Source organism: Streptomyces sp. NPDC006294 (assembly GCF_042870895.1).
Lineage (GTDB): Bacteria > Actinomycetota > Actinomycetes > Streptomycetales > Streptomycetaceae > Streptomyces.
Genome location: NZ_JBIAHV010000008.1, coordinates 69,587 through 92,707, shown reverse-complemented (window position 1 = coordinate 92,707; position 23,121 = coordinate 69,587). Strand labels below are relative to the sequence as shown.

The 23,121-nt window shown below is 71.1% G+C and carries 19 protein-coding genes and 1 riboswitch; of the genes, 11 read left to right on the top strand and 8 right to left on the bottom strand.

The window, feature by feature from the left end:
* Positions 1 to 114: 114 nt before the first annotated feature.
* Both ACFYOP_RS15815 and ACFYOP_RS15810 read right to left on the bottom strand, forming a co-directional pair.
* Positions 115 to 1,251 (bottom strand): cystathionine gamma-lyase, encoded by a 1,137-nt coding sequence (locus ACFYOP_RS15815; protein WP_356894084.1) that lies wholly within the window; start codon positions 1,249 to 1,251, stop codon positions 115 to 117.
* A gap of 11 nt (positions 1,252 to 1,262) precedes the next feature.
* Complete coding sequence (locus ACFYOP_RS15810; protein ID WP_356893905.1) at positions 1,263 to 1,640, bottom strand: phage holin family protein; 378 nt, start codon at positions 1,638 to 1,640, stop codon at positions 1,263 to 1,265.
* A 51-nt stretch (positions 1,641 to 1,691) separates the two neighbouring features.
* On the opposite strand from ACFYOP_RS15810, the gene ACFYOP_RS15805 reads away from it, so the two are divergent.
* The 4 genes from ACFYOP_RS15805 (at position 1,692) to ACFYOP_RS15790 (ending at position 3,962) form a co-directional block, all read left to right on the top strand.
* Positions 1,692 to 2,009 carry a cupin domain-containing protein gene (locus tag ACFYOP_RS15805; RefSeq protein ID WP_356893903.1) on the top strand — a complete coding sequence of 106 codons (318 nt, stop codon included), beginning with the start codon at positions 1,692 to 1,694 and terminating at the stop codon, positions 2,007 to 2,009.
* A gap of 141 nt (positions 2,010 to 2,150) precedes the next feature.
* Positions 2,151 to 2,363 (top strand): DUF5326 family protein, encoded by a 213-nt coding sequence (locus tag ACFYOP_RS15800; RefSeq protein ID WP_356894082.1) that lies wholly within the window; start codon positions 2,151 to 2,153, stop codon positions 2,361 to 2,363.
* A gap of 256 nt (positions 2,364 to 2,619) precedes the next feature.
* Positions 2,620 to 3,393 carry an IclR family transcriptional regulator C-terminal domain-containing protein gene (locus ACFYOP_RS15795; RefSeq protein WP_356893901.1) on the top strand — a complete coding sequence of 258 codons (774 nt, stop codon included), beginning with the start codon at positions 2,620 to 2,622 and terminating at the stop codon, positions 3,391 to 3,393.
* Positions 3,394 to 3,527: 134 nt separating this feature from the next.
* On the top strand, positions 3,528 to 3,962 hold the full coding sequence (locus tag ACFYOP_RS15790) for an SsgA family sporulation/cell division regulator (RefSeq protein WP_356893899.1): 435 nt from the start codon (positions 3,528 to 3,530) through the stop codon (positions 3,960 to 3,962).
* A gap of 18 nt (positions 3,963 to 3,980) precedes the next feature.
* Here the strand turns inward: ACFYOP_RS15790 and ACFYOP_RS15785 are convergent, their stop codons facing one another.
* Positions 3,981 to 5,306 carry a YibE/F family protein gene (locus ACFYOP_RS15785; protein ID WP_356893897.1) on the bottom strand — a complete coding sequence of 442 codons (1,326 nt, stop codon included), beginning with the start codon at positions 5,304 to 5,306 and terminating at the stop codon, positions 3,981 to 3,983.
* A 71-nt stretch (positions 5,307 to 5,377) separates the two neighbouring features.
* Positions 5,378 to 5,510: riboswitch (TPP riboswitch) on the top strand.
* Here ACFYOP_RS15785 and thiC point away from each other — a divergent pair.
* The gene (gene thiC, locus ACFYOP_RS15780) at positions 5,503 to 7,278 is read left to right on the top strand and encodes a phosphomethylpyrimidine synthase ThiC (RefSeq protein ID WP_356893895.1); all 1,776 of its coding nucleotides are present in this window, start codon (positions 5,503 to 5,505) and stop codon (positions 7,276 to 7,278) included. Its footprint overlaps the riboswitch before it by 8 nt.
* 87 nt (positions 7,279 to 7,365) lie before the next feature.
* Here thiC and ACFYOP_RS15775 read toward each other — a convergent pair whose 3' ends face one another.
* The 3 genes from ACFYOP_RS15775 to ACFYOP_RS15765 form a co-directional block, all read right to left on the bottom strand.
* A complete protein-coding gene (locus tag ACFYOP_RS15775; protein ID WP_356893893.1) occupies positions 7,366 to 8,193 on the bottom strand; it encodes a hypothetical protein in 828 nt (275 codons plus the stop codon).
* 147 nt (positions 8,194 to 8,340) lie between these two features.
* On the bottom strand, positions 8,341 to 9,423 hold the full coding sequence (locus tag ACFYOP_RS15770; RefSeq protein ID WP_356893891.1) for a metallophosphoesterase: 1,083 nt from the start codon (positions 9,421 to 9,423) through the stop codon (positions 8,341 to 8,343).
* A 308-nt stretch (positions 9,424 to 9,731) separates the two neighbouring features.
* A complete protein-coding gene (locus ACFYOP_RS15765; protein ID WP_356893889.1) occupies positions 9,732 to 10,844 on the bottom strand; it encodes a LacI family DNA-binding transcriptional regulator in 1,113 nt (370 codons plus the stop codon).
* A 407-nt stretch (positions 10,845 to 11,251) separates the two neighbouring features.
* On the opposite strand from ACFYOP_RS15765, the gene hisC reads away from it, so the two are divergent.
* Positions 11,252 to 12,331 (top strand): histidinol-phosphate transaminase, encoded by a 1,080-nt coding sequence (hisC, locus tag ACFYOP_RS15760; protein WP_356893887.1) that lies wholly within the window; start codon positions 11,252 to 11,254, stop codon positions 12,329 to 12,331.
* Between the two features lie 20 nt (positions 12,332 to 12,351).
* Here the strand turns inward: hisC and ACFYOP_RS15755 are convergent, their stop codons facing one another.
* Positions 12,352 to 12,738: a cyclophilin-like fold protein gene (locus ACFYOP_RS15755; protein ID WP_356893885.1), complete on the bottom strand. Its 387-nt coding sequence runs from the start codon at positions 12,736 to 12,738 to the stop codon at positions 12,352 to 12,354.
* Between the two features lie 199 nt (positions 12,739 to 12,937).
* Here ACFYOP_RS15755 and ACFYOP_RS15750 point away from each other — a divergent pair, with 199 nt between their 5' ends.
* The 5 genes from ACFYOP_RS15750 (at position 12,938) to ACFYOP_RS15730 (ending at position 22,183) form a co-directional block, all read left to right on the top strand.
* Complete coding sequence (locus ACFYOP_RS15750; RefSeq protein ID WP_356893883.1) at positions 12,938 to 14,446, top strand: cytochrome ubiquinol oxidase subunit I; 1,509 nt, start codon at positions 12,938 to 12,940, stop codon at positions 14,444 to 14,446.
* 23 nt (positions 14,447 to 14,469) lie between these two features.
* Positions 14,470 to 15,471: a cytochrome d ubiquinol oxidase subunit II gene (cydB, locus tag ACFYOP_RS15745; RefSeq protein WP_356893881.1), complete on the top strand. Its 1,002-nt coding sequence runs from the start codon at positions 14,470 to 14,472 to the stop codon at positions 15,469 to 15,471.
* A gap of 15 nt (positions 15,472 to 15,486) precedes the next feature.
* Positions 15,487 to 19,053 (top strand): thiol reductant ABC exporter subunit CydD, encoded by a 3,567-nt coding sequence (cydD, locus tag ACFYOP_RS15740; protein ID WP_356893879.1) that lies wholly within the window; start codon positions 15,487 to 15,489, stop codon positions 19,051 to 19,053.
* A gap of 9 nt (positions 19,054 to 19,062) precedes the next feature.
* The gene (locus tag ACFYOP_RS15735) at positions 19,063 to 20,817 is read left to right on the top strand and encodes a GAF domain-containing protein (RefSeq protein ID WP_356893877.1); all 1,755 of its coding nucleotides are present in this window, start codon (positions 19,063 to 19,065) and stop codon (positions 20,815 to 20,817) included.
* Between the two features lie 280 nt (positions 20,818 to 21,097).
* On the top strand, positions 21,098 to 22,183 hold the full coding sequence (locus ACFYOP_RS15730; RefSeq protein WP_356893875.1) for a M23 family metallopeptidase: 1,086 nt from the start codon (positions 21,098 to 21,100) through the stop codon (positions 22,181 to 22,183).
* A 30-nt stretch (positions 22,184 to 22,213) separates the two neighbouring features.
* Here the strand turns inward: ACFYOP_RS15730 and ACFYOP_RS15725 are convergent, their stop codons facing one another.
* The gene (locus ACFYOP_RS15725) at positions 22,214 to 23,083 is read right to left on the bottom strand and encodes a Cof-type HAD-IIB family hydrolase (RefSeq protein ID WP_356893873.1); all 870 of its coding nucleotides are present in this window, start codon (positions 23,081 to 23,083) and stop codon (positions 22,214 to 22,216) included.
* Between the last annotated feature and the right edge of the window lie 38 nt (positions 23,084 to 23,121).

Genomic DNA, 23,121 nt, shown 5'->3' with positions numbered 1-23,121 from the left:
GACACGGTTCTTGGCGCGCGGGAACCGAGGCGGTCCGAGCCATGAGGGGGGAGGCTCGGACCGCCGTTCATGTGCGGCGCCCGCCATGGCCCGCGTGCCACGGCGGGCGCCTGTTCACGCGGAGGGTGCGGCCTCGTCCAGCGCGCGCAGCACGTCGGCGACCAGGTCCTCGCCGTCCTCCGCCCCCGCCGAGAAGCGGATGAAGCCCTCGGGCACGGCGTCACCGCCCCAGCGGCCGCGGCGTTCGGCGGTGGAGCGCACTCCGCCGAAGCTGGTCGCGTCGTCGACCAGCCGCAGCCCCTCGAGGAAGCGCTCCGCATGGTCGCGGTCGGGCAGGCAGAAGGACACGACACAGCCGAAGCGCCGCATCTGCCCAGCCGCGATCTTGTGCGCGGGGTCGGTCGGCAGCCCCGGGTGGCGCAGACCGCTGACCTCCGCGCGCCCGCTGAGCGCCCGGGCGACGGCCAGCGCGTTCGCGCTCTGCCGGTCGGCACGCAACTGCAGCGTGGCCAGCGACCGGTGCGCGAGCCACGCCTCCATCGGGCCGGGGATCGCCCCGACGATCTTCCGCCAGCGCCGCACACCGGCCGCGAGCCGCGGGTCACGACAGGTCACGTGACCGAGCAGGATGTCACCGTGGCCGGTCATGCCCTTGGTGTCGCTGGCCACCGAGAAGTCGGCACCGAGCTCCAGGGGTCGCTGACCGAGGGGTGTGGCCAGGGTGTTGTCGACGGCGACGAGCGCGCCTGCCGCGTGGGCCACGTCGGCGAGCCGCCGTACGTCGCACACGTCGAGCCCGGGGTTCGAGGGGGTCTCGATCCACAGCAGCCGCGCCCCGTCGAGCAGGGCCGCCTGCGCGTCCCCTCCGGTGGGGGCGGTGCGGACCTCGATGCCGAAGGCCCGCAACTGCTCGTGCACCAGCGGGAGGGCCTGGTATCCGTCGTCCGGCATGACGACGACGTCTCCCGACGTCAGCTGCGACATGAGCACGGCGGAGATCGCCGCCATGCCGGAGGCGAAGGAGACGGTCTCGACCGTCTCCCCGGGCGCCTCGAGCTCACCGATGGCCCGCTCCAGGTGGGTCCAGGTCGGGTTCTCGTCCCGGCCGTAGGTGTACGGGCCGGTCGGGTCGCCCGGGAGGTGGAAATGGGCGGCGAAGACCGGTCCGGGCAGGGTCGGTTCGTACTTCACCGGCTCGGGCAGCCCGGCCCGTACCGCCGTGGTGCCGTCGCCGTGGGCGGCCGCGGTCAGGTCGCTCACGTTCAGTCCTTGTCGGGCAGAACGAGGTTCAGCGCCCACGAGACGATGGAGATGATCAGTCCGCCGAGCACCGCCGTCCAGAAGCCTTCGACGTGGAAGCTCAGGTCGAAGGTGTCGGCGAGCCACGAAGTGAGCAGCAGCATCAGCGCGTTGATCACCAGGGTGATCAGACCCAGGGTCAGGATGAACAGCGGCAGGGTCAGCAGCTTGACCACAGGCTTGACGAGGAAGTTGACCACGCCGAAGAGCAGCGCGACCAGGAGCAGCGTCCACGCCTTCTTGCCGGTGCTCTCACCGGTCAGGGTGATGTCCTGCAGCAACCACACGGCCACCCACAGGGCACCTGCGTTGGCGATCGTCTTGACTAGGAAATTCATCATGTGTCTGATCGTGGCAGACGTGATCGGACCAAGTGCAGGGGCGGGACCACGATGAAGGCATTCAGATTGGACGATCTGGAGGCGGAGCGTGCCGCGAACGACGGTGCGTATCTGCAGTTCCTGCGCGAAAGGAACATGTCGGTCGGTCTGTATGCGCTGGACGCCGGGGAGACCGACCCGCAGCTCCCCCACCGTCAGGACGAGGTCTACTTCGTGGTGAGCGGCCGGGCGTCGATCACTGTGGGGGTGGAGACCACGCAGGTGGCGCGGGGCAGCGTGGTGTACGTGCCGGCGGGGGTGCCGCACAAGTTCCATCACATCAGCGAGGACCTGCGGGTCATGGTGGTCTTCTCTCCGCCTGAGAGCTGACGTCCCGCCCTGCCTGCTCCGAACGGGAGACCCTAGGGGGAGGATCAGGGGAGTTCAAGGGCTCGCGGCCCCCTGCCGGCGTTCTTGGCCGCCTAGCATCGAAGGCAGGCAATACGGAGAAACGAGGTAGGGGAGATGGCTGTGCAGGAGATATTCGCGGGGATGCCGTGGTGGGTGAAGTGGATCGCCATCCCGGTGATCGCGCTGGTCGTTTTCGGTGGGCTCATCGTGAGCGTCGTCGGATTCGTGATCGGACTGCTCTTCAAGCTGCTGGTCTTCGTCGCCCTGGTCGGCGGACTGGTGTTCCTGGTGCGTAAGTTCATGGCGTCCTCGGGTTCGCGCGGTGACTGGTAGCCGAGCGGGCGGTCTCAGGGCCGCCCGTTAGCCCGGGAGGGGGAAACCACCGGCACGACCCGTGTTTCGACCGGTGCTGCCATTAGAGTGGTTCAACGCTGCCGCCCCCGGGAAATGGCCGGAGCAGGATCGCTCTCACCAGCGCTTCGGCGCGGCGCGGAGCTGAACGGTCGTTCCAGGACCTGGGGCTGCGGCGGCCGCGGGGGCGGCCCCCGCGGGCGGGCGCGCTGCCCGTCACCACGCCGGGGGGTGACCTGTGGCCGGGGAAACGAAAGCCGTTCCTGCACCGACTCTGATCGGCTCCGTACAGCGGGCGCTGAGGCTGCTGGAAGCCGCCGGCGCGCATCCGGACGGGGCCCCCGCGAAGCTGCTCGCGCGAGAGGCCGGAATCCCGCTGCCGACCGCCTATCATCTGCTGCGCACGCTGGCCCACGACGACTATCTGCGGCGCCGGAACGGCCTGTACGTGCTCGGGGAAGCGGTGGAACGGCTGGTCGCCGACGGATCGCCGGAGAGTCGTCGCAGCACCCTCGAGGAGTCCCTCGCCCACTGGCGTGACGCTATCGGCGTCCCTGTCTACTTCGCCGTCTACCGCGAGGGTGAGATCGAACTCGTCGCCGTCTCCGACACCCCGTACGCACCGGCGGTGCCCGAGTGGGCGGACTTCCGTGAGACCGCGCACGCGCACGCCCTCGGCCAGTGCCTGCTGGGCCAGCTCGACGAGCCGGCGCGCAGCGACCATCTGAGCCGCCATCCCGTGCAGCCCGTGACGCCGTACACCGTGCCCGACCGGCGCACTCTGCTCGACCGGCTGGCGGCCCATCGGTGCATGCAGCCCGTCGTGGAACGACAGGAATATGCAATCGGCACAATCTGCGCTGCCATTCCAGTCACTCTCGGTTCCGGTGCCGCGACGATGGCCATTTCTCTCCCCGTCGATCAAGAGGCCAGACTGCTTCCGGCGGTTGAGCAGTTGCGCACGGCAATCGGTGGGCTGTTGGGGTCACTTGCCTTCTCTATCAGTATCTGAAATATCACTCCTTGTGATCTGCTAGCCCTTCCACCACGATGACGCAAGAGGGCCTGGAGGATCGTTCCTGGCCGTTTTCTTCTTGCTTTGCCGTACGGGTTTCATTCAATGCTTCATCTGCTGCGGGGTATGTGATGCGCGAGTCGGTCCACGCCGAGGTTCAGATGAGCTTTCTCGTCTCCGAGGAGCTCTCCTTCCGTATTCCGGTCGAACTGGGTTATGAGACCAGGGATCCGTACGCCGTGCGGATGACCTTCCACCTGCCCGGCGACGCGCCGGTGACCTGGACGTTCGGTCGGGAGCTGCTGCTCGACGGGATCAACGGGCCGAGCGGGGACGGCGATGTGCACATCGCGCCCGTCGGGCCTCGGCCCCTCTCCGACGTCAGCATCAGGCTCCGTGTCGGCCGGGACTCGGCGCTCTTCCGGGCGGGGGCGGCGCCGCTCGTCGCGTTCCTCGACCGTACGGACAAGCTGCTGCCCATGGGCCAGGAGCTCACGCTGGGTGACTTCGAGGTGAACCTGGAGGAGGCGCTCGGGCGCATCCTCGCCGAGGAGAACGCCGGCTGACCTCCGGTTCCCTCGTCGTCACCGCTTGCGCCGGCGTCCCCTGCCCGCGCGGGCCGGCCCGGCGTCCGGCGCCGCCGGACCGGAGCGGTCGGCGGAGACCACCAGCGTGGCGAGCGCCGTCGTCACCGGCACCGAGGCGACCAGCCCGATCGAGCCGACCAGGGTCCGTACGATCTCCTCGGCCACCAGCTCGCTGTTGGCGACGGTGCCCACGCTGGACTGCGCGATGGAGAAGAGCAGCAGCAGGGGCAACGCGGCGCCGGCGTAGGCGAGTACGAGCGTGTTGACGACGGACGCGATGTGGTCGCGGCCGATGCGGATGGCGGAGCGGTAGAGGGCGCGCGGGCCCATGTCCGGGTCGGCCTGGTGGAGTTCCCACACAGCGGAGGTCTGCGTCACCGTCACGTCGTCGAGCACGCCGAGCGAGCCGATGATGACGCCGGCGAGCAGCAGACCGCTCATGTCGATCTCCGGATAGAGACCGTGGATCAGACCGGTGTTGTCGTCGGTGTTGCCGCTCAGGCTGGCCCAGCCGATGAACAGCGAGCCCAGCAGCCCGATCAGCAGCAGCGAGATCAGGGTGCCGAGCACCGCGACGGAGGTCCGCGCGGTCACGCCGTGACACAGATAGAGCGCGACCAGCATGATGGCGCTCGCCCCGACCACCGCCACGACCAGCGGATTCGAGCCCTGCAGGATGGCGGGCAGGATGAACAGCGTCAGGATGGCGAACGAGACCACGAGTGAGACCAGGGCCATCACCCCGCGCATCCGGCCCACCAGGACCACGACGACGGCGAAGATCGCCGCCAGCAGCGCCATCGGGAAGCCCCGGTCGATGTCCGTCACCGAGTACTGGAGGTCGCGGGGCGCGTCGGGGGCGTAGGCCACGACGACGCCCTGGCCCTCCTTCAACTGCCGCGGCGCGTCAGGCTGGACGATCTCGACGAAGGTCCGGCCCTTGTCCTTGCCGGTGGTCACCTCGACGGTCGCCTTCGCGCACTGCCCCTGCTGCGAGGTGACCGCCTCGCGCCCCTGCGGGGTGGAGGTGTCACCGGTCGGCGGGACCTGGGCGGCGTTGACGTCCTTGCAGTCGACTCTCTGGAGCGCCACCACCTTGCCCTGCTCCGTCTGCCGGTCGAAGCCGACTCCGGTGCGCTCGTGCCCCGGCGCCCCGCCGGGCCACAGGACGGCGAGCCCAACGAGGACGGCCGTCGCGAAGGGGATGAGCACGGCCGCGATGACCCTGCGAAGGTGCTGGGAGACCGGCGCGGCGGGCCCATGAGCGTGCGCATGACTGTGGGCGTGGCCGTGCGGGTCCGGGGGCTGCTGCGATGAAGTCACGGACCGATCATCGCAAGAGCGGGAGGGGCCCTCTGTTCAGCGCGCCAGACATGACGCTAGCGTGGTGGCACCTTTGCACACGCGGGAGCTCGGAGCACCGGGCTGAGAGGGCGCTGACCTTCGTACATCCGTACGGGACAGCTGCGCCGACCGCCGAACCTGTTACCGGGTAATGCCGGCGTAGGGAGTAGGTCTCATGACCGTATCGGACGCAAGCACGCCTGCCTCGAACCAGAACGACGAGGCCGGGAAGTCCATCGGCTGGCACAAGGGATACGTCGAGGGCTCACGCCCCGACCTCCGTGTGCCGGTACGCAAGGTGCACCTCACCAACGGCAAGGACGTGACGCTGTACGACACGTCCGGCCCGTACACCGACCCGAACGTCGACACGGACGTACGCCGCGGGCTGCCGCCGCTCCGGGAGAACTGGATCATCGGCCGCGGCGACACCGAGGAGTACGCGGGGCGGCCCGTCCGCCCCGAGGACGACGGGGTCAAGCACACGTCCCCGCGCGGCGGGCTCCGCAACCTGGACGCGGTCTTCCCCGGCCGCCCGCGCCAGCCCCGCCGGGGACGCGAGGGCCGGCCCGTGACCCAGCTCGCCTACGCGCGCCGGGGCGAGATCACGCCGGAGATGGAGTACGTCGCCATCCGCGAGAACGTCTCCCCCGAGGTGGTGCGCGAGGAGATCGCGGCCGGCCGGGCCGTGCTGCCGGCGAACGTGAACCACCCGGAGATCGAGCCGATGATCATCGGCAAGCGGTTCCTGGTGAAGGTCAACGCCAACATCGGCAACTCCGCCGTGACCTCCTCCATCGAGGAGGAGGTCGACAAGATGACCTGGGCGACCCGCTGGGGCGCCGACACGGTCATGGACCTGTCCACCGGGCGCAACATCCACACCACCCGCGAGTGGGTGCTGCGCAACTCCCCCGTGCCGATCGGGACCGTGCCGCTGTACCAGGCGCTGGAGAAGGTCGACGGCAAGGCCGAGGAGCTGACCTGGGACGTCTACAAGGACACGGTCATCGAGCAGGCCGAACAGGGCGTCGACTACATGACCGTCCACGCGGGCGTGCTGCTGCGCTACGTGCCGCTGACGGCCCGCCGCAAGACCGGCATCGTCTCGCGCGGCGGCTCCATCATGGCGGCGTGGTGCCTGGCGCACCACAAGGAGTCGTTCCTGTACGAGAACTTCGAGGAGCTCTGCGAGATCCTCGCCGCCTACGACGTGACGTACTCCCTCGGCGACGGCCTGCGGCCCGGGTCGATCGCGGACGCCAACGACGAGGCGCAGTTCGCGGAGCTCAGGACGCTCGGTGAGCTCAACACGGTCGCCAAGCGCATGGGCGTGCAGACCATGATCGAGGGCCCGGGCCACGTCCCGATGCACAAGATCAAGGAGAACATCGACCTCCAGCAGGAGATCTGCGAGGAGGCGCCGTTCTACACGCTCGGCCCGCTGACCACCGATGTGGCGCCCGCGTACGACCACATCACCTCCGGCATCGGTGCGGCGATGATCGCCTGGTGGGGCACGGCGATGCTCTGCTACGTGACGCCCAAGGAGCACCTGGGCCTGCCGAACCGCGACGACGTGAAGACCGGCGTCATCACCTACAAGATCGCTGCCCACGCGGCGGACCTCGCCAAGGGGCACCCGGGTGCGCAGGAGTGGGACGACGCGCTGTCCGACGCCCGCTTCGAATTCCGGTGGGAGGACCAGTTCAACCTGGCTCTCGACCCGGACACGGCACGGGAGTTCCACGACGAGACGCTGCCCGCGGAGCCGGCGAAGACCGCGCACTTCTGTTCGATGTGCGGTCCGAAGTTCTGCTCGATGAAGATCTCCCAGGACATCCGCCGCCGGCACGGCGGCGACCAGGAGGAGATCGAGGCCGGCATGGCCGAGAAGTCACGGGAGTTCGCCGCCGCGGGCAACCGGGTCTATCTGCCGATCGCCGACTGAACCGTCGGGGGACGCGATGCCGCGAGGGGTGGCGCCACATCGGTGGCGCCGCCCTTCGGGCCCGGCGTCTCGCGTGGCCGGGCCGGGTCAGTCCGGGCGGTGGTCGGGGCCGCCGAAGTCGGGGCTGGTGAAGTCCGGGCTGGTGAACGTCGGGCGCCGGCCGGTGGCCGCTCCGTCCGCGGGGCTGGAGAAGTCCGGCCCGCTGTATCCCATCTTCGGCATCCGGCTCACCGGCCGCGGCGGCTGTGTGGACGCCGGGTCGGCGCTGGGATCGGCGAGGGCGGCCCGCAGGAAGGGCAGGATGCCGCGTTCCAGCAGGGCGTGGCGCCAGGCCTCCTTGGCTCGCGACACCTCGTCCGGCAGTTCTCCCGCCGGGCTGTCGTCCGCCACCTGGGCGGCGCCGTTGCGCAGGGCCGTCAGCAGCAGTCCCACCGCGGCGACCAGGATGGCGGCAGCCGTCAGGGCACCGAAGAACCATCCGGCCGTCAGCAGGGAGTCGGCGAAGGCCGGGGCGGGGGTGAGCATCTTCAGGATGTAGCCGACCAGGAGGAAGATCACCGCCGCCGTTCCCGCGAGGAGTGGTGCCAGCACGGCGATGACCGCGGCGAATCCGGCCCCGCCCTGCGCCGTCTCGTCGGCCGCGGACCCCAGGACGGATCCGCGCACCGAGGTGGCGGCCCTGGGGGCGCGCATCTGGCCGCGCACCTTCACGTAATGCTCGTACTCGGCGGCGGCGGAGGTGGTGATCAGTGCCGTCGCGTTCAGTGCCATGGTGCGCAGTTGCTCGGTGTTGAGGCGCAGACCCACCACGGCGAGGTCCGGCCGTTCATGGGCGTTGCGCAGTGCCTCGTCGAGGACACGCTGGTACTCGGCGCGGTCCTCGTTCAGCAGGTGCGGAGCGCTGTTCATGTGCATCCCCCGATGCTCCGCCCGCCGGACGGCCCGTGTTTCCCGGGCAGTTGGGCGTAAGCGGAGGAGAGTCTGCTACGGATACGCCGATGGTAGAGCGGTTACGGCACAGGGTGACAGGGGGTTTCCGTAAATCGCCTGCCGCGGGTTGACTCAGTTGGGCAGCGGGAGCTGCTGGACAAGGAGTTTTCCGGCCATGGTCACGCCGCCGTCCATGGCGATCGCCAGCCCGTCCGCGTATACGTGCGGGCCCTCGACCACCGGGCGGTCGCCGTCCTCGCCGTCCTCGGTGCCCACCTCGCCGAGCAGATACGGAATGGGGCTGTGGCCGTGGACGATGCGCCGGCCGCCGTAGGCGCCGAGCAGTTCCCGGACCGCCTGCGGGCCGCCGTCGTCGCGGAAGGCGAAGCGCTTGGTGAACTTGCGGAACAGGTCCCAGCACTCGTCCGCGTCGTTCCGGGTGAGGATCGCGTGCACGGTGTCGTTGACGTCCGCGATGGTGGACCCGTAGTCGAGGTAGGCGGTCGTGTCGGAGTGCAGGAGCAGGTGGCTGTCCTCCTCGACGATCGCGTCGAGCCTGGCCATCCACTGCAGGTGGACCTCCTGCAGCCGGTCCATGTCGGCCTTCTGCCCGCCGTTGAGAAGCCAGGCAGCCTGGAAGGTGGCGGTGCCGGCACCGGAGTTGACGGGCTTGTCGCCGAAGCGTTTGGCGCCGAGCAGCAGCAGTTCGTGGTTGCCCATCAGGGCCTTGCAGTAGCCGCCGGCGGCTGCGGCCTCGGCCGAGAGGCGCATGACGAGGTCGATCACCCCGATGCCGTCGGGGCCCCGGTCGGTGAAGTCCCCGAGGAACCAGAGCCGGGCATTGCCCGCGGCCCAGCGCCCTTCGGCGTCGATGAGGCCCTGTGCGGTCAGGGCCGTCACCAGCTCGTCGAAGTAGCCGTGGACGTCGCCGACGACGTACAGCGGGCCGAGCCCGTCGGGCGCGGGCAGGTCGGCCGGGTCGACATGCACCTGGACCGTGTCGCCGGGGCCGCCCCGGCCGATGACGGGCAGATCGCGTGCGGTGGGGGTGTAGCCCTCCGGTGGTTCGCCCTCGGGGAGGGCGTTCCCGGGATGGCCCGGTGGGACCGGGCCCGACGTGTGCGACTGCACGGGAACCTGCGCGTACGGCGGTACACGGAAATCGCGCAACGTCGCCGTCCGCACCACGGGTCCTTGACCGGCCCCCTGAGTCATCGACCCCTCCACCACCGTCGCGCCGCCGTTCACCTCTCGGCCCAGCCTGGTCCGGGTGGTCCGCGGTGTCGTTCGCCCATCATAGGAATGAGCCAGGCAGTGTGTGACGCACCAGGGGTGGTGAATCCTCGAGCACCCCCGGTTCACCGGTTGTTTCGTCCCGATTGGGGAGGTCCGCTCCCTCGTGCGGCACGGTCCGGGCGTGTCCGGCCGCCTCCGCGGACCCGCCGCGGTCCGCCCGGCCGGGCCCGTGGGATGTGCCGTGGTCCGTCGGGCTCTCCCGGCCAAGAGCCCCGGCTCAGCGGGCTCTAGGGCTGCGAGGGGGACCGCGGAGCGCTCACAGTCGTCCGCGGGGGGCGGCGCTGCGACGACGTCCTGACGATCAGTTCCGTGGGTATCACCTGCTCGATCGGCAGGTCCTTGTCGATTCCCTCGATCGCGTCGATGAGTAACTGGACGACTGCCGTGCCGATTCTGCGCGGCTTGAGCGAGAGCGTGGTGATGGGCGGCTCGGTCGTGGCGTAGACCGTCGACTCGCTGCAGCACACGAGCAGCAGATCGTCGGGGACCCGCAGTCCGTAGCGGCGGGCGGCGGCGAGCAGATCGGTGCCGTTGGGGTCGAAGAGCCCGTACACCGCGTCCGGCCGGTCGGGCCGGGCCAGCAGCCGGTCGGCGGCGACGGCGCCCGCGCACGGGTCGTGCGCGGGGTAGGACTCGTAGACGGGGTCCTGGCCGACGCTTTCGCACCAGTGGAGGTAGGCCGTGGTCGAGAGCCGCGTGTAGGTGTCGGTGGTGGTGCCGGTGAGCAGACCGATCCGGCGGGCGCCGGCGGCGGCGAGATGGTCGAGCAGGTCGAGTACGGCGGCTTCGTGGTCGTTGTCCACCCAGGCGGTGACCGGGAGGGTGCCTGCGGGGCGGCCGTCGGAGACGACGGGCAGTCCCTGGCGGACCAGTTCGGTGACGACCGGGTCGTGGTCGGAGGGGTCGATGACGACGGTGCCGTCGAGGGCGACGTTCGACCAGACGTCGTGTCTGGAGGTGGCGGGCAGGATGACCAGCGCGTAGCCGCGGGCGAGAGCGGCCGAGGTCGCGGCCCTGGCCATCTCCGCGAAGTACGCGAACTCCGTGAAGGTGAAAGGTTCATCCCCGTATGTCGTCACGGTCAGGCCGATCAGGCCCGACTTCCCGGTACGGAGGGTGCGGGCCGCGGCTGACGGGCGGTAGCCCAGCCGGTCCGCGACCTCTCGGACGTGTCGGCGGGTGGCGTCCGGGAGCCGGCCCTTTCCGTTGAGGGCGTCGGAGACGGTCGTGATGGAGACGCCGGCCGCGGCGGCCACGTCTCTGATGCCTGCCCGACCCTGCCTGCCGCCCCGGCGGGTTGTGTCCGTCCGGCTCACCTGGTGCTTCCCTGCTGCTGTCATGGCGTGCCGATAGTAGGGCTCGCACAGGGGGTACTACCGGTCGCATATGCACGCGTTGACAGGCACGTTTCTGCATGATCATTAAGCCCCTATTTCCTTGTAAGCAAAGGGAGTTGAGCCCTCGGGGCGTCGAGTATCCGGTACTGGGCCGCTGATGCCTGGCGAGGGGGCCATGTCTCGAAGAGGTCTCAACTCACCATTACGGGTGACGCGCGCCACGGCGCGAGCCACCGGCGCGCGCCATGGCGTCCGGCGCTCCCCCCGTATTGCGCCCTTCGCCCCGCTTCCCGTCGGGTCCGGCGGGGGTCCTTGGTGTCCGGCCATTCGCAGCAGAGGCGAATCCTCATAAGGTGAGCAGTATTGGTTGAGCGGTACCGATGTGCACGGACGGTCGAGGAGGACCTGCGGTGAGCGAGACGAGCCCCAAGCTGCGCGCCGAGCTGGACGGCATCCCCACGTACAAGCCGGGCAAGCCGGCGGCGGCCGGCGGCCCGGTGGCGTACAAGCTGTCCTCCAACGAGAACCCGTATCCGCCGCTGCCCGGTGTGATGGAGAGCGCCATGGCCGCGGCGCAGAGCTTCAACCGCTACCCCGACATGGCCTGCACCGGCCTCATGAACGAGCTCGCGGACCGGTTCGGGGTGCCGGTGACCCATCTGGCCACCGGCACCGGCTCCGTGGGCGTGGCGCAGTCGCTGCTGCAGTCCACCTCCGGCCCCGGCGACGAGGTGATCTACGCCTGGCGCTCCTTCGAGGCGTACCCGATCATCACGCAGATCAGCGGCGCGACGTCGGTGAAGGTCCCGCTGACCGAGGGGGAGGTGCACGACCTCGACGCCATGGCGGACGCCATCACCGACCGGACGCGGCTGATCTTCGTGTGCAACCCCAACAACCCGACCGGCACGGTGGTGCGCCGCGCCGAGCTGGAGAGGTTCCTGGACCGGGTGCCCTCCGACGTGCTGGTGGTGCTGGACGAGGCGTACCGGGAGTTCATCCGTGACGCCGACGTCCCCGACGGGCTCGAGATCTACCGGGACCGGCCGAACGTGGCGGTGCTGCGCACCTTCTCCAAGGCGTACGGCCTGGCCGGGCTGCGGGTCGGCTTCGCGGTCGCCCACGAGCCGGTCGCCGCGGCGCTGCGCAAGACGGCCGTGCCGTTCGGTGTCACGCAGCTGGCGCAGGACGCGGCGGTCGCCTCGCTGCGCGCCGAGGACGAGCTGCTCGGCCGGGTCGGGTCCCTGGTCACCGAGCGCGCGCGGGTCCACCACGCTCTTGTGGAGCAGGGCTGGACGGTGCCGCAGACGCAGGCGAACTTCGTCTGGCTGCGCCTCGGCGAGCGCACGCTCGACTTCGCCGCGGCATGCGAGAAGGCCGGCGTCGTGGTCCGGCCGTTCGCGGGTGAGGGGGTGCGGGTGACGATCGGCGAGTGCGAGGCGAACGATGTGTTCCTGCACACAGCCGAGACGTTCCGCAAGAGCTTCTAGGGGCCTGCGGCTGGTCGGGCCTACGCCCCCTCGGCCGGTTCGACCAGCTCGACCCTGAGCGGGTCGCCGGGGCGGATGCTCGCCGGCAGGCGGGGGTCGCCGTCGATGCGGCCGAGCAGGTTGCACGGGCCGGCGAGGCGGCACTCGTCGCCGCGCGAGATGGGCGTCGGTCCGTACGGGAGGGCGAGGGCGTCGCCGTCGGTCCAGAAGACGACGGTGCCGGGCTCCACCACCTGGCGGGCGCCCGGCTCCGGGGCGACGCTGACCGGGGTGGGGAAGTAGACCTCCTCTCCCCAGGTCTGCGCGGTCGCGGAGAACGGCAGAACCCCCATGAGCGCCTTGCTCGTGGGGGTTTCCTCGATGGTGGCGGTCAGGTGTCCGGTCGGCCATGAGACGCGTATCTGCATAGCCGAAATTCAACAATATGTTGAAGTTCTTGGGAAGGGTCCCGCGAGGGTGACCCCCCGATCGAAGGTGCGGATTTCGTATGCGCCATAATGCTTGTGAATGTGAACGCGTTCACAAGCACGCCCCGGTTCCTCCTGGAATCAGTGGAAAGGGAAGGGCCGGCTGCCGCTCGACCGCGGCGACGTAAGGAGAGACGACGTGGACCTCGCTCTGGCGCCCGAGACCTTGGCGCGATGGCAGTTCGGCATCACCACCGTCTACCACTTCCTGTTCGTACCCCTCACGATCTCGCTCGCCGCGCTCACCGCCGGCCTGCAGACCGCCTGGGTGCGGACGGGCAAGGAGAAGTACCTCAGGGCCACCAAGTTCTGGGGCAAACTCTTCCTGATCAACATCGCCATGGGCGTGGTCACGGGCATCGTGCAGGAGTTCCAGTTCGGCATGAACTGGTCCGACTACTCCCGGTTCGTCGGCGACGTCTTCGGCGCACCGCTCGCCTTCGAGGCGCTGATCGCCTTCTTCTTCGAGTCCACCTTCATCGGGCTGTGGATCTTCGGCTGGGACAAGCTGCCGCAGAAGATCCACCTGGCCTGCATCTGGATGGTCTCGATCGGCACCGTCCTCTCCGCCTACTTCATCCTGGCGGCCAACTCCTGGATGCAGCACCCGGTCGGCTACCGGATCAACGAGGAGCGCGGCCGGGCCGAGCTCACCGACTTCTGGCTGGTACTGACCCAGAACACGGCGCTCACCCAGTTCTTCCACACCATGACGGCGGCCTTCCTGGTCGGTGGCGCCTTCATGGCGGGTATCGCTGCCTTCCACCTGGCGCGCAGGAAGCATGTTCCGGTGATGCGGACCTCGCTGCGGGTCGGTCTGGTCACCGTCGCCGTCGCGGGGCTCATGACCGCGGTCAGCGGCGACCTGCTCGGCAAGGTGATGTACGAGCAGCAGCCCATGAAGATGGCGGCCGCCGAGGCCCTGTGGGACGGGGAGGCGCCCGCGCCGTTCTCCGTCTTCGCCTACGGCGACGTCGACAAGGGGCACAACAAGGTCGCCGTCGAGGTCCCCGGCCTGCTGTCGTTCCTGGCGCACAGCGACTTCGACTCGTACGTCCCCGGCATCAACGACGTCAACGAACAGCTCCAGGAGACGTACGGCCCCGGTGACTACCGGCCCAACATCCCCGTCGCCTACTGGGGTTTCCGCTGGATGATCGGCTTCGGCATGGCGTCGCTGACCATCGGTCTGATCGGACTCTGGCTGACCCGGCGCAAGTTCCTGTTGCCTCCCGCGCTGCGGACCGGTGAGGACGAGGTGCCGAATCTGGTGCTGTTCAGGAACAAGGCGCTCAGCCCCCGGCTGGGCAGGTGGTACTGGCTGATCGCGCTGTGGACGATGGCCTTCCCGCTGATCGCCAACTCCTGGGGCTGGATCTTCACCGAGATGGGGCGGCAGCCGTGGGTCGTCTACGGCGTGCTACGCACCCGTGACGCCGTCTCCCCCGGTGTCTCGCAGGGCGAGGTCCTCGTCTCGATGACCGTCTTCACGCTGCTCTACGCGGTGCTCGCCGTGATCGAGGTCAGGCTGCTCGTGAAGTACGTCAAGGCGGGACCGCCCGAACTGACGGAGGCCGACCTCGCCCCGCCCACCAAGATCGGCGGCGACGACCGTGACGCCGACCGGCCGATGGCCTTCTCCTACTGAGGCCCGTGAGGAGCTGCTGAGGCATGGAACTCCACAACGTCTGGTTCGTACTCATCGCCGTCCTGTGGATCGGCTACTTCTTCCTGGAGGGCTTCGACTTCGGCATCGGCGTCCTCACCAAACTGCTGGCGAGGGACCGCACCGAGCGGCGTGTGCTGATCAACACCATCGGTCCCGTCTGGGACGGCAACGAGGTGTGGCTGCTCACGGCGGGCGGTGCGACGTTCGCCGCCTTTCCCGAGTGGTACGCCACGCTGTTCTCGGGCTTCTACCTCCCGCTGCTGCTCATCCTGGTCTGCCTGATCGTGCGCGGCGTCGCGTTCGAGTACCGGCACAAGCGGTCGGAGGAGCGCTGGCAGACCAACTGGGAGCACGCGATCTTCTGGACCTCGCTGCTGCCGGCGTTTCTGTGGGGCGTCGCCTTCGGCAACATCGTGCGCGGCGTGAAGATCGACGCGGACAAGGAGTACGTCGGCGGCCTGGTCGATCTGCTCAACCCGTACGCACTGCTCGGCGGAGTGGTGACACTCGCCCTCTTCACCTTTCACGGCGCGGTCTTCGCGGCGCTGAAGACGCTGGGGGACATCAGGGCCCGGGCCAGGGCCATGGCGGTGAAGCTGGGGCTGCTGACCATGGTCCCCGCGGTCGGCTTCCTCGGGTGGACCCAGATGTCGCGCGGCGACGGCAAGAGCCTGGTGGCGCTGGTCGTCGCGGTGGCGGCGCTGGCGGGAGCGGTCGGAGCCGTCAAGGCGGGCCGGGAGGGCTGGTCGTTCGGCCTCTCGGGCGTCACCATCGCCACCTCGGTGGCGATGTTCTTCCTGGCGCTCTTCCCGGACGTCATGCCGTCCACGCTCGACAGCGCCTGGAGCCTGACGGTCACCAACGCCTCGTCGAGCCCGTACACGCTGAGGATCATGACCTGGCTGGCGGCGGTCGCCACACCGCTGGTGCTGCTCTACCAGGGCTGGACGTACTGGGTCTTCCGTAAGCGGATCGGCACCCAGCACATCGCCGACGCCCACTAGCGGGGGATGTTTCACGTGAAACCGATCGATCCGCGTCTGCTCCGCTACGCACGTGCCACCCGGGGTTTCCTGGCCGCGGTGGTGGTGCTCGGGGCCGTCGGAGCGGCCTTGGTCGTCGCACAGGCCATGCTCATCGCCGAGGTGGTGGTGGGAGCGTTCCAGCGGGGGCTGTCCGCCTCCGATCTCACCATCCCCTTGGCGCTGCTGGCCGTGGTGGCGGTCGGCCGGGCGGTCGTCTCCTGGCTGACCGAGCTGGCCGCGCACCGGGCGAGCGCCGCGGTGAAGTCCGAGCTCCGGCGCCGGCTGCTGGACCGGGCCGCCGAGCTGGGGCCGGGCCGGCTGAGCGGGCAGACCACCGGATCGCTCGTCGCGCTCGCCACCCGTGGTGTCGACGCGCTGGACGACTACTTCGCGCGGTACCTGCCCCAGCTCGGACTCGCGGTCGTGGTGCCGGTCGCGGTGCTCGCGCGGATCGTGACGGAGGACTGGGTCTCGGCAGCGGTCATCGTGGTGACCCTGCCGCTGATCCCGCTCTTCATGGTGCTGATCGGCTGGGCCACGCGGACGAGCATGGACCGGCAGTGGCGGCTGCTGTCCCGGCTGTCCGGCCACTTCCTCGACGTGGTCGCCGGACTGCCGACACTGAAGGTGTTCGGCCGGGCGAAGGCGCAGGCCGAGTCGATCCGGACCATCACCACCCAGTACCGGCAGGCGACCCTGCGCACCCTGCGGATCGCGTTCCTCTCGTCGTTCGCGCTGGAGCTCCTGTCGACGCTGTCGGTCGCCCTCGTCGCCGTCGGCATCGGAATGCGTCTGGTCCACGGCGACCTGGATCTGTACACGGGGCTCGTGATCCTCATCCTCGCCCCCGAGGCGTATCTGCCGATCCGGCAGGTGGGGGCCCAGTTCCACGCCGCCGCCGAGGGGCTCTCGGCGGCGGAGGAGATCTTCGAGGTGCTGGAAACCGCACCCCGTCGATCGGGGGGCGCCCCCGTCCCGGGCACGCTGCGGCTGGAGATCGACGCGGTGACGGTCCGCCATGAGCGCCGCGGCGAAGCGTCGCTGGAGAGCGCCTCACTGGTGGTGGCGCCGGGGGAGACGGTCGCCCTCGTGGGGGAGAGCGGCGTCGGCAAGTCCACGCTCCTCGACGTCCTGCTGGGCTTCGCGACACCGGTGGAGGGGCGGGTGCGGGTCGGCGGGGCGGATCTCGCCGATCTGGACATGGAGCGGTGGCGGGAGCAGATCGCCTGGGTGCCGCAGAGACCGTATCTCTTCGCCGGCACGATCGCCGAGAACGTACTGCTGGCGCGGCCGGACGCGGACGACGCGGCGGTCCGGGCGGCGCTGCGGGAGGCGGGGGCGTACGACTTCGTCTCCGAACTCCCGCTGGGGCCGGACACGGAGATCGGGGAGGACGGCGCGGGTCTCTCGGCGGGGCAGCGGCAACGGCTGGCGCTGGCCAGGGCGTTCCTCGCGGACCGGCCGCTGCTGCTCCTCGACGAGCCGACAGCCGCGCTGGACGGTGCCACCGAGGAAGGAATCGTCGAGGCGGTGGGCCGGCTGGCGCGGGGACGGACGGTGCTGCTGGTCGTGCACCGTCCGGCCCTCCTGGCGGTGGCGGACCGGGTCGTCACCCTCTCCCGTACGGCGCCGGCGCCCGTGGCATCCACCGTACGGGCAGGCGCCGTTGGGGCGGGGCGGCCCAGCGCGTTTGCAGGCGCCGCGGGCGTCGGGCTCACCGCGCCGCAGGCGTCGCCGGGCGCGAAGGGCCGGCCGCCGCTGGTGCGGGTGCGGGCTGCCGCCCGCCAACTGCGCGGCCGTCTCGCACTGGCCCTGCTGCTCGGCAGCCTGGCCCTCGGCTCCGCCGTCGGGCTCATGGCCGTGTCCGGATGGCTCATCTCCCGCGCGTCCGAACAGCCGCCGGTCCTCCATCTGATGGTGGCGGTGACGGCGACCAGGGCCTTCGGTATCGGACGGGCGGTCTTCCGGTACGCGGAGCGCCTCGTCTCCCACGACGCCGTCCTGCGGATGCTCGCCGAACTGCGGGTCGCCGTCTACGCCAGGCTCGAGCGGATCGCCCCGGCCGGGCTCGGCCGGACCCGGCGCGGTGACCTGCTGTCCCGGCTGGTCGCCGATGTGGACACCCTCCAGGACTACTGGCTCCGCTGGATGCTGCCCGCAGCCACCGCCGTGCTCGTCGGCACCGGAGCCGTCGGGTTCACGGCCTGGCTGCTGCCCGAGGCCGGCGCGGTCCTCGCCGTGGGCCTGCTCGTGGCGGGAGTCGGCGTACCGCTCGCCGGCGGGGCGTTCGCCCGGCGTGCGGAGCAGCAACTGGCCCCCGCGCGCGGGACTCTGGCCACCAGGGTCGTCGATCTGCTGCGCGGCACGGCGGAACTGACCGTCGCCGGAGCCCTCCCGCGGCGCCTCGCGTCGACGCGGGACGCGGACCGGACGCTGACCCGCATCGCCGCCCGGCAGGCCGCCGCCACGGCACTCGGCGGCGGGCTCTCCGCCCTTGTCTGCGGACTGACCGTGGTGGGCGCCGCGGCGGTCGGTGTGCGCGCGGTCTCGGAGGGGCGTCTCGACGGCGTCTGCCTGGCGGTCGTCGTGCTCACGCCGCTCGCCGCCTTCGAAGCCGTGTCGGCCCTGCCGCTCGCCGTGCAGTACCGGCGCCGTGTCGTGCGCAGCGCCGAGCGGGTGCACGAGATCCTCGACGCGCCCGTCCCCGTACAGGAGCCGGACCGCCCGCTCCCCCCGCCGGCCACCGCCTTCCCGCTGGTGCTGCACGGCATCGGCGCACGGTACGCGGACCAGGAGCGGGACGCGCTGAGCGGCTTCGACCTGACCCTGACCGCGGGCAGGCGGGTCGCTGTCGTCGGCGTCTCCGGCTCCGGCAAGACGACGCTGGCACAGGTGCTGCTGCGTTTCCTGGACGCCGGAGCCGGGACGTACACCATCGGCGGTGTCCCCGCGGCGTCGCTGGAGGGCGACGCGGTGCGGCGGTACGTGGGGCTCTGCGCCCAGGACGCGCACCTCTTCGACAGTTCCGTACGGGAGAACCTGCGGCTGGCCCGCACGGACGCGACGGAGGACGAGCTGAGGCGGGCGCTCGCCGGCGCGCGCCTGCTGGACTGGGCCGACTCCCTGCCCGACGGGCTCGACACGCTCGTCGGCGAGCACGGCACCCGGCTGTCCGGCGGCCAGCGCCAGCGGCTCGCCCTGGCACGCGCGCTCCTGGCGGCCTTTCCGGTGCTCGTGCTGGACGAGCCCGCCGAACACCTCGACCTGGCGACGGCCGACGCTCTCACCGCCGACCTGCTGGCGGCGACCGAGAGCCCGGTGGCGGACACGGGCACGCGCCCCGCGACCGGTGAGCCGCCCGCGACCGTGCTGATCGCACACCGTCTGCGCGGCCTGGCGGCGGTCGACGAGGTGGTCGTGCTGGAGGCCGGCCGGGTCGTGCAGCGCGGGCCGTACGAGGATCTCGCCGTGGTCGACGGTCCCTTCCGGGCGATGCTGGAGCGGGAGCAGGCCACGGACGGCGTCGAAACCCGACTTTCCCTGACAAAGGGGACTCATTAGTCTCGGGGCATGACCTCGTCGGAACCGTCGGAACGGTCGGAACTGAAGGGCACGCCCGACGCCGCGGGTCGGGCGGCCCGCACCCTCCCGGGCCTGTCAGCGGAGGTCACCGCGCGGGTGCCGCAGCTGCTGGAGGCCATGCGCTCGGTCGGCACCGGGCTGGAACTGCACGCGACGCTCGATCGGATCTGCCGCACCGCCGCGGAGCTGGCGGGCGCGCGCTACGCCGCGATCGGCGTCGTCGACGCCGAGGGCCAGGGCCTGTCCGACTTCGTGACCTGCGGCGCGGACGACGAGACCGTACGGCGTATCGGGCACCGGCCTGACGGGCGGCGAGGGCTGCCCGGGTCGCTGATCCGCGAGCCGGCGCCGGTGCGGCTCACCGATCTGACGACCGATCCGCGCGCCACCGGATTCCCGCCGGAACACCCGCGGACGCGTTCTTTCCTCGGCGTCCCCATCCGGGTCCAGGACGAGGTCTTCGGCAATCTCTACCTGGCGGAGAAGACCGGCGGCGACGCGTTCGGCCTCGACGATCTGCATGTGGTGAGGCTGCTCGCCGCAGAGGCGGGGACCGCCATCGGCAACGCCCGGCTGTACGAGGCCGCCCGCCGCCGCGAGCGGTGGATCGACGGCTCGGTGGCCGTCACCACCGCGCTGCTCTCCGGCGCCGACGCGGACGAAGCGCTCTTTGTCGTCGCCGAACAGGCCCGCCGCCTCGCCGAGTCGGCCGCCGGCATCGTGCTGCTCACCACCGAGACCGGCGGACTCGAGGTCGTCGCCGTCTCCGCGGACCGGCCGGCCGCCTCGCTGGGCGTCGTGGTCCCGGCCGACAGTCCGGTCGTCGCCCGGCTGCTGGCGGGCGAGGCGGTGTTCGCCACGGACGCGGCCACCGACCCGCGCATGCTCACCCGCGTGGCGACCCCGTACGGGCCGACCATGATGCTGCCGCTGCAGAGCGGCGGGCGGGTGCTGGGAGCGCTCGCGACCCCGCGGGAGGCCGGGGCGGCCCCGTTCACCGTGGCGGAACGCGCCCTGGCCAGGCAGTTCGCCTCGCAGGCGGCGCTGGCGCTGACGATGGCGGAGGCCCAGCGCGACCGGGAGCGGCTGGTCGTCCTCGAGGACCGGGACCGCATCGCACGGGACCTGCACGATCTCGTCGTCCAACGGCTGTTCGCCGCGGGCGTGTTGCTGGAGAGCGCCCAGCGCGGGTCCGTGGACCCGGCGGTACGTGACGGGGTCGGCCGGGCGGTCGACGAACTCGACGTGACCATCCAGGAAATCCGCACGGCCGTCTTCGCCCTGGACCACGGCACGGATGTGCAGGTGCCCTCCGACCTGCGCACCCAGGTGCTGCGGGAGATCAACACGGCGTCCGTGCCCCTCGGGTTCCGGCCGGTCCACCGCTTTGTCGGCCCGGTCGACACCGCGGTCGGTGAACTCGCCGGGAAGAACCTGATCGCGGCGTTGCGCGAAGCCCTGTCCAACGCCTTCCGGCACGCGGCGGCCTCTCGGATCGAGGTCGTCGTCGACGTCACCGTCGAACTTCCCGACGGCATGGCGGGCGTACGGCTGACGGTCGGGGACGACGGGGTCGGCCTGCCGGCGGGTGGGCGGCGCAGCGGGCTGCGGAACCTCGCCCGGCGGGCGGAGTCGCTCGGCGGGTCGAGCGGCAGCGGCGCCGGCATCGGCCCGGACGGGGCGGGCACCACGGTGACGTGGGAGGTCCCGCTGCGGGCCGCGCCCCGTCCCCGTACGCCCTGACGCCGCTCCGGCGCCGACCGCGAGCCGTTACGGGGCCGGAGCCGGCTCCCGGAGTCGGCACCGACCGCGAGCCGTTCCGGGGGTCAATGCCCGCCGTCCCGCAGCCGTTCCGGGGATCAAGGGCGCCCGCTTCCTGGCCCGGGGCGCCCGTACGGCCTGATCCGGACGGGCTCGCCCGTGGGCGGTTGTCGCCCGCGGTGCGGCTGTGGCTGGGCCAGTCGGCCCTACGACACCGCAGCGGTCCCGGGGATCCGGCCGCCTCGGGGCGACGATCCGGGGCATGTGCTTGAGACACCGCGACCGGTTGGTGATCGTCCCGGTGATGCTGTGCGCGCTCCTCGGCACACCGGTCCAGTCCGCCGTGGCACGCGACGGCCCTGCCCCGCCGGCCGGTGCGGAGACGGCGCACGACGGCCCGGCGCCGCCCGCGAGCGCCGAAGTGGCCCGGCTCTACGCGGAGGCGGCCAGGGCGACCGAGCGGTACGAGCGCGGCAGGCGCGCCGCCGACCGGCAGCGGATCGAGGCGGGCCGGCTCCAGGACAGACTGGTGCGGCAGCGCGAGCGCCTCGCCGCCGTCCACGACACCATCGGCGGCGTCGCGCGCGAGCAGTACCGCACCGGCGGTTCGCTCGCCCTCACCGGCCGACTGCTGCTCGCGGACGACCCGGACGCGCTGCTGCGCGGCTACCGCGTCGCCGACCGGGCCGAGAAGGCCGTGAGCCGGCTGCTCGACCAGGAGCGGGCGGCGGAGCGGCAGCTCACCGCCGCGGAGCGCGACGCCCGGGCCGCGTGGAACGACCTCGCCGTGCGCAACAGCCGGCTGGCAGCGGTCAGGCGGGGTATCGAGACCAAGCTGGAGACGGCGCAGTGGAAGCTGCAGGCCCAGGCGGACCGCAGCGCGGCCGCGGGCACGTGCGCCGGAGCCGTGCGGCTGGAGCAGCCGGGCGGCCCGCCGAAGGGGCCGAAGTGGGTGGCGCCCGTGGAGGACTACACCCTGTCCGCCGGTTTCGCCAGCACGGGTGAGCGGTGGGCGCGCCGCCACACGGGCCAGGACTTCGCCGTGGACATCGGCGCCCCCGTGCGCTCCGTCGGAGCGGGCCGGATCGTCTCCGTCTCCTGCGGCGGGGGCTTCGGCATCGAGGTCCTGGTGCGGCACCCCGACGGCTACTACTCGCAGTACGCGCACCTGGCGGGCGTCACCGTCGACCAGGGCGAGAAAGTGGCCGCCGGTCAGTGGATCGGCCAGGCGGGCACGACGGGCAACTCGACGGGGCCGCACCTGCACTTCGAGGTGCGGCTCACGCCGCATCTGGGGTCGGGGGTCGACCCGGCGGCCTGGCTGCGTGAGCGGGGCGTGGAGCTCTGAGCCGCCCTCCCCCGGTCCGGCAGCCGTGCCTCAGGACCGCCGCTGCTCCGCGTGGCGGGCCAGGATCTGCTCGATGACCACCGCGACCCCGTCGTCGTTGTTGGCGACCGTCCGCCCGGACGCGGCGGCGACCACGTCCGGGTGCGCGTTGCCCATCGCGTAGGACGTGCCGGCCCAGGTCAGCATCTCGACGTCGTTCGGCATGTCGCCGAAGGCGACCACCTCGTCGGAGGAGATCCCGCGCTGCGCGCAGCACAGTGCGAGGGTGCTCGCCTTGCTCACACCCAGGCCGCTGACCTCCAGGAGCGCCGTCGGGCTGGAACGGGTGAACGACGCCAGCTCGCCCGCGGCCGTACGGGCCAGGGTGAGGAAGCCGTCGGGCGTCATCTCGGCGTGGTGGGCGAGCAGTTTGATCACCGGAGCGCCCTCGCCCGGCTCCCCCTCGTGGAGGAGCTTCTCGGCCGTGGCGACGGTGGCCCCCGGGTCGAGATGGAAGGGCGGATAGTCGGGCTCGTAGTGGATGCCGGTGGACAGCTCGACCGCGAACGAAGTGCCGGGAGCGGTGGCGCGCAGTGTCCGTACGACGTTCATCGCGGTCGTCCGGGGCAGCTCGCGGACCTCCAGTATTCTGCCGCCGGCGTGCAGGTCGACCACCGCGGCGCCGTTCGCGCAGATCGCGAGGCCGTGGCCGTGGACGTGGTCGCTGACGACGTCCATCCAGCGGGCCGGCCTGCCGGTGACGAAGAAGACCTCGATCCCGGCCGCCTCCGCGGCGGCGAGTGCGGCGATCGTCCGGTCGGAGACCGACTTGTCGTCCCGCAGCAGCGTGCCGTCGAGGTCGGTGGCGATCAGCCGGGGCGGGGTGGCGGGCAGGTGGCGGGGATCGATAGCTGAGGTCACGGAGCCATTCTCCCGTACCGGGTGCACGGGCGTGCGGG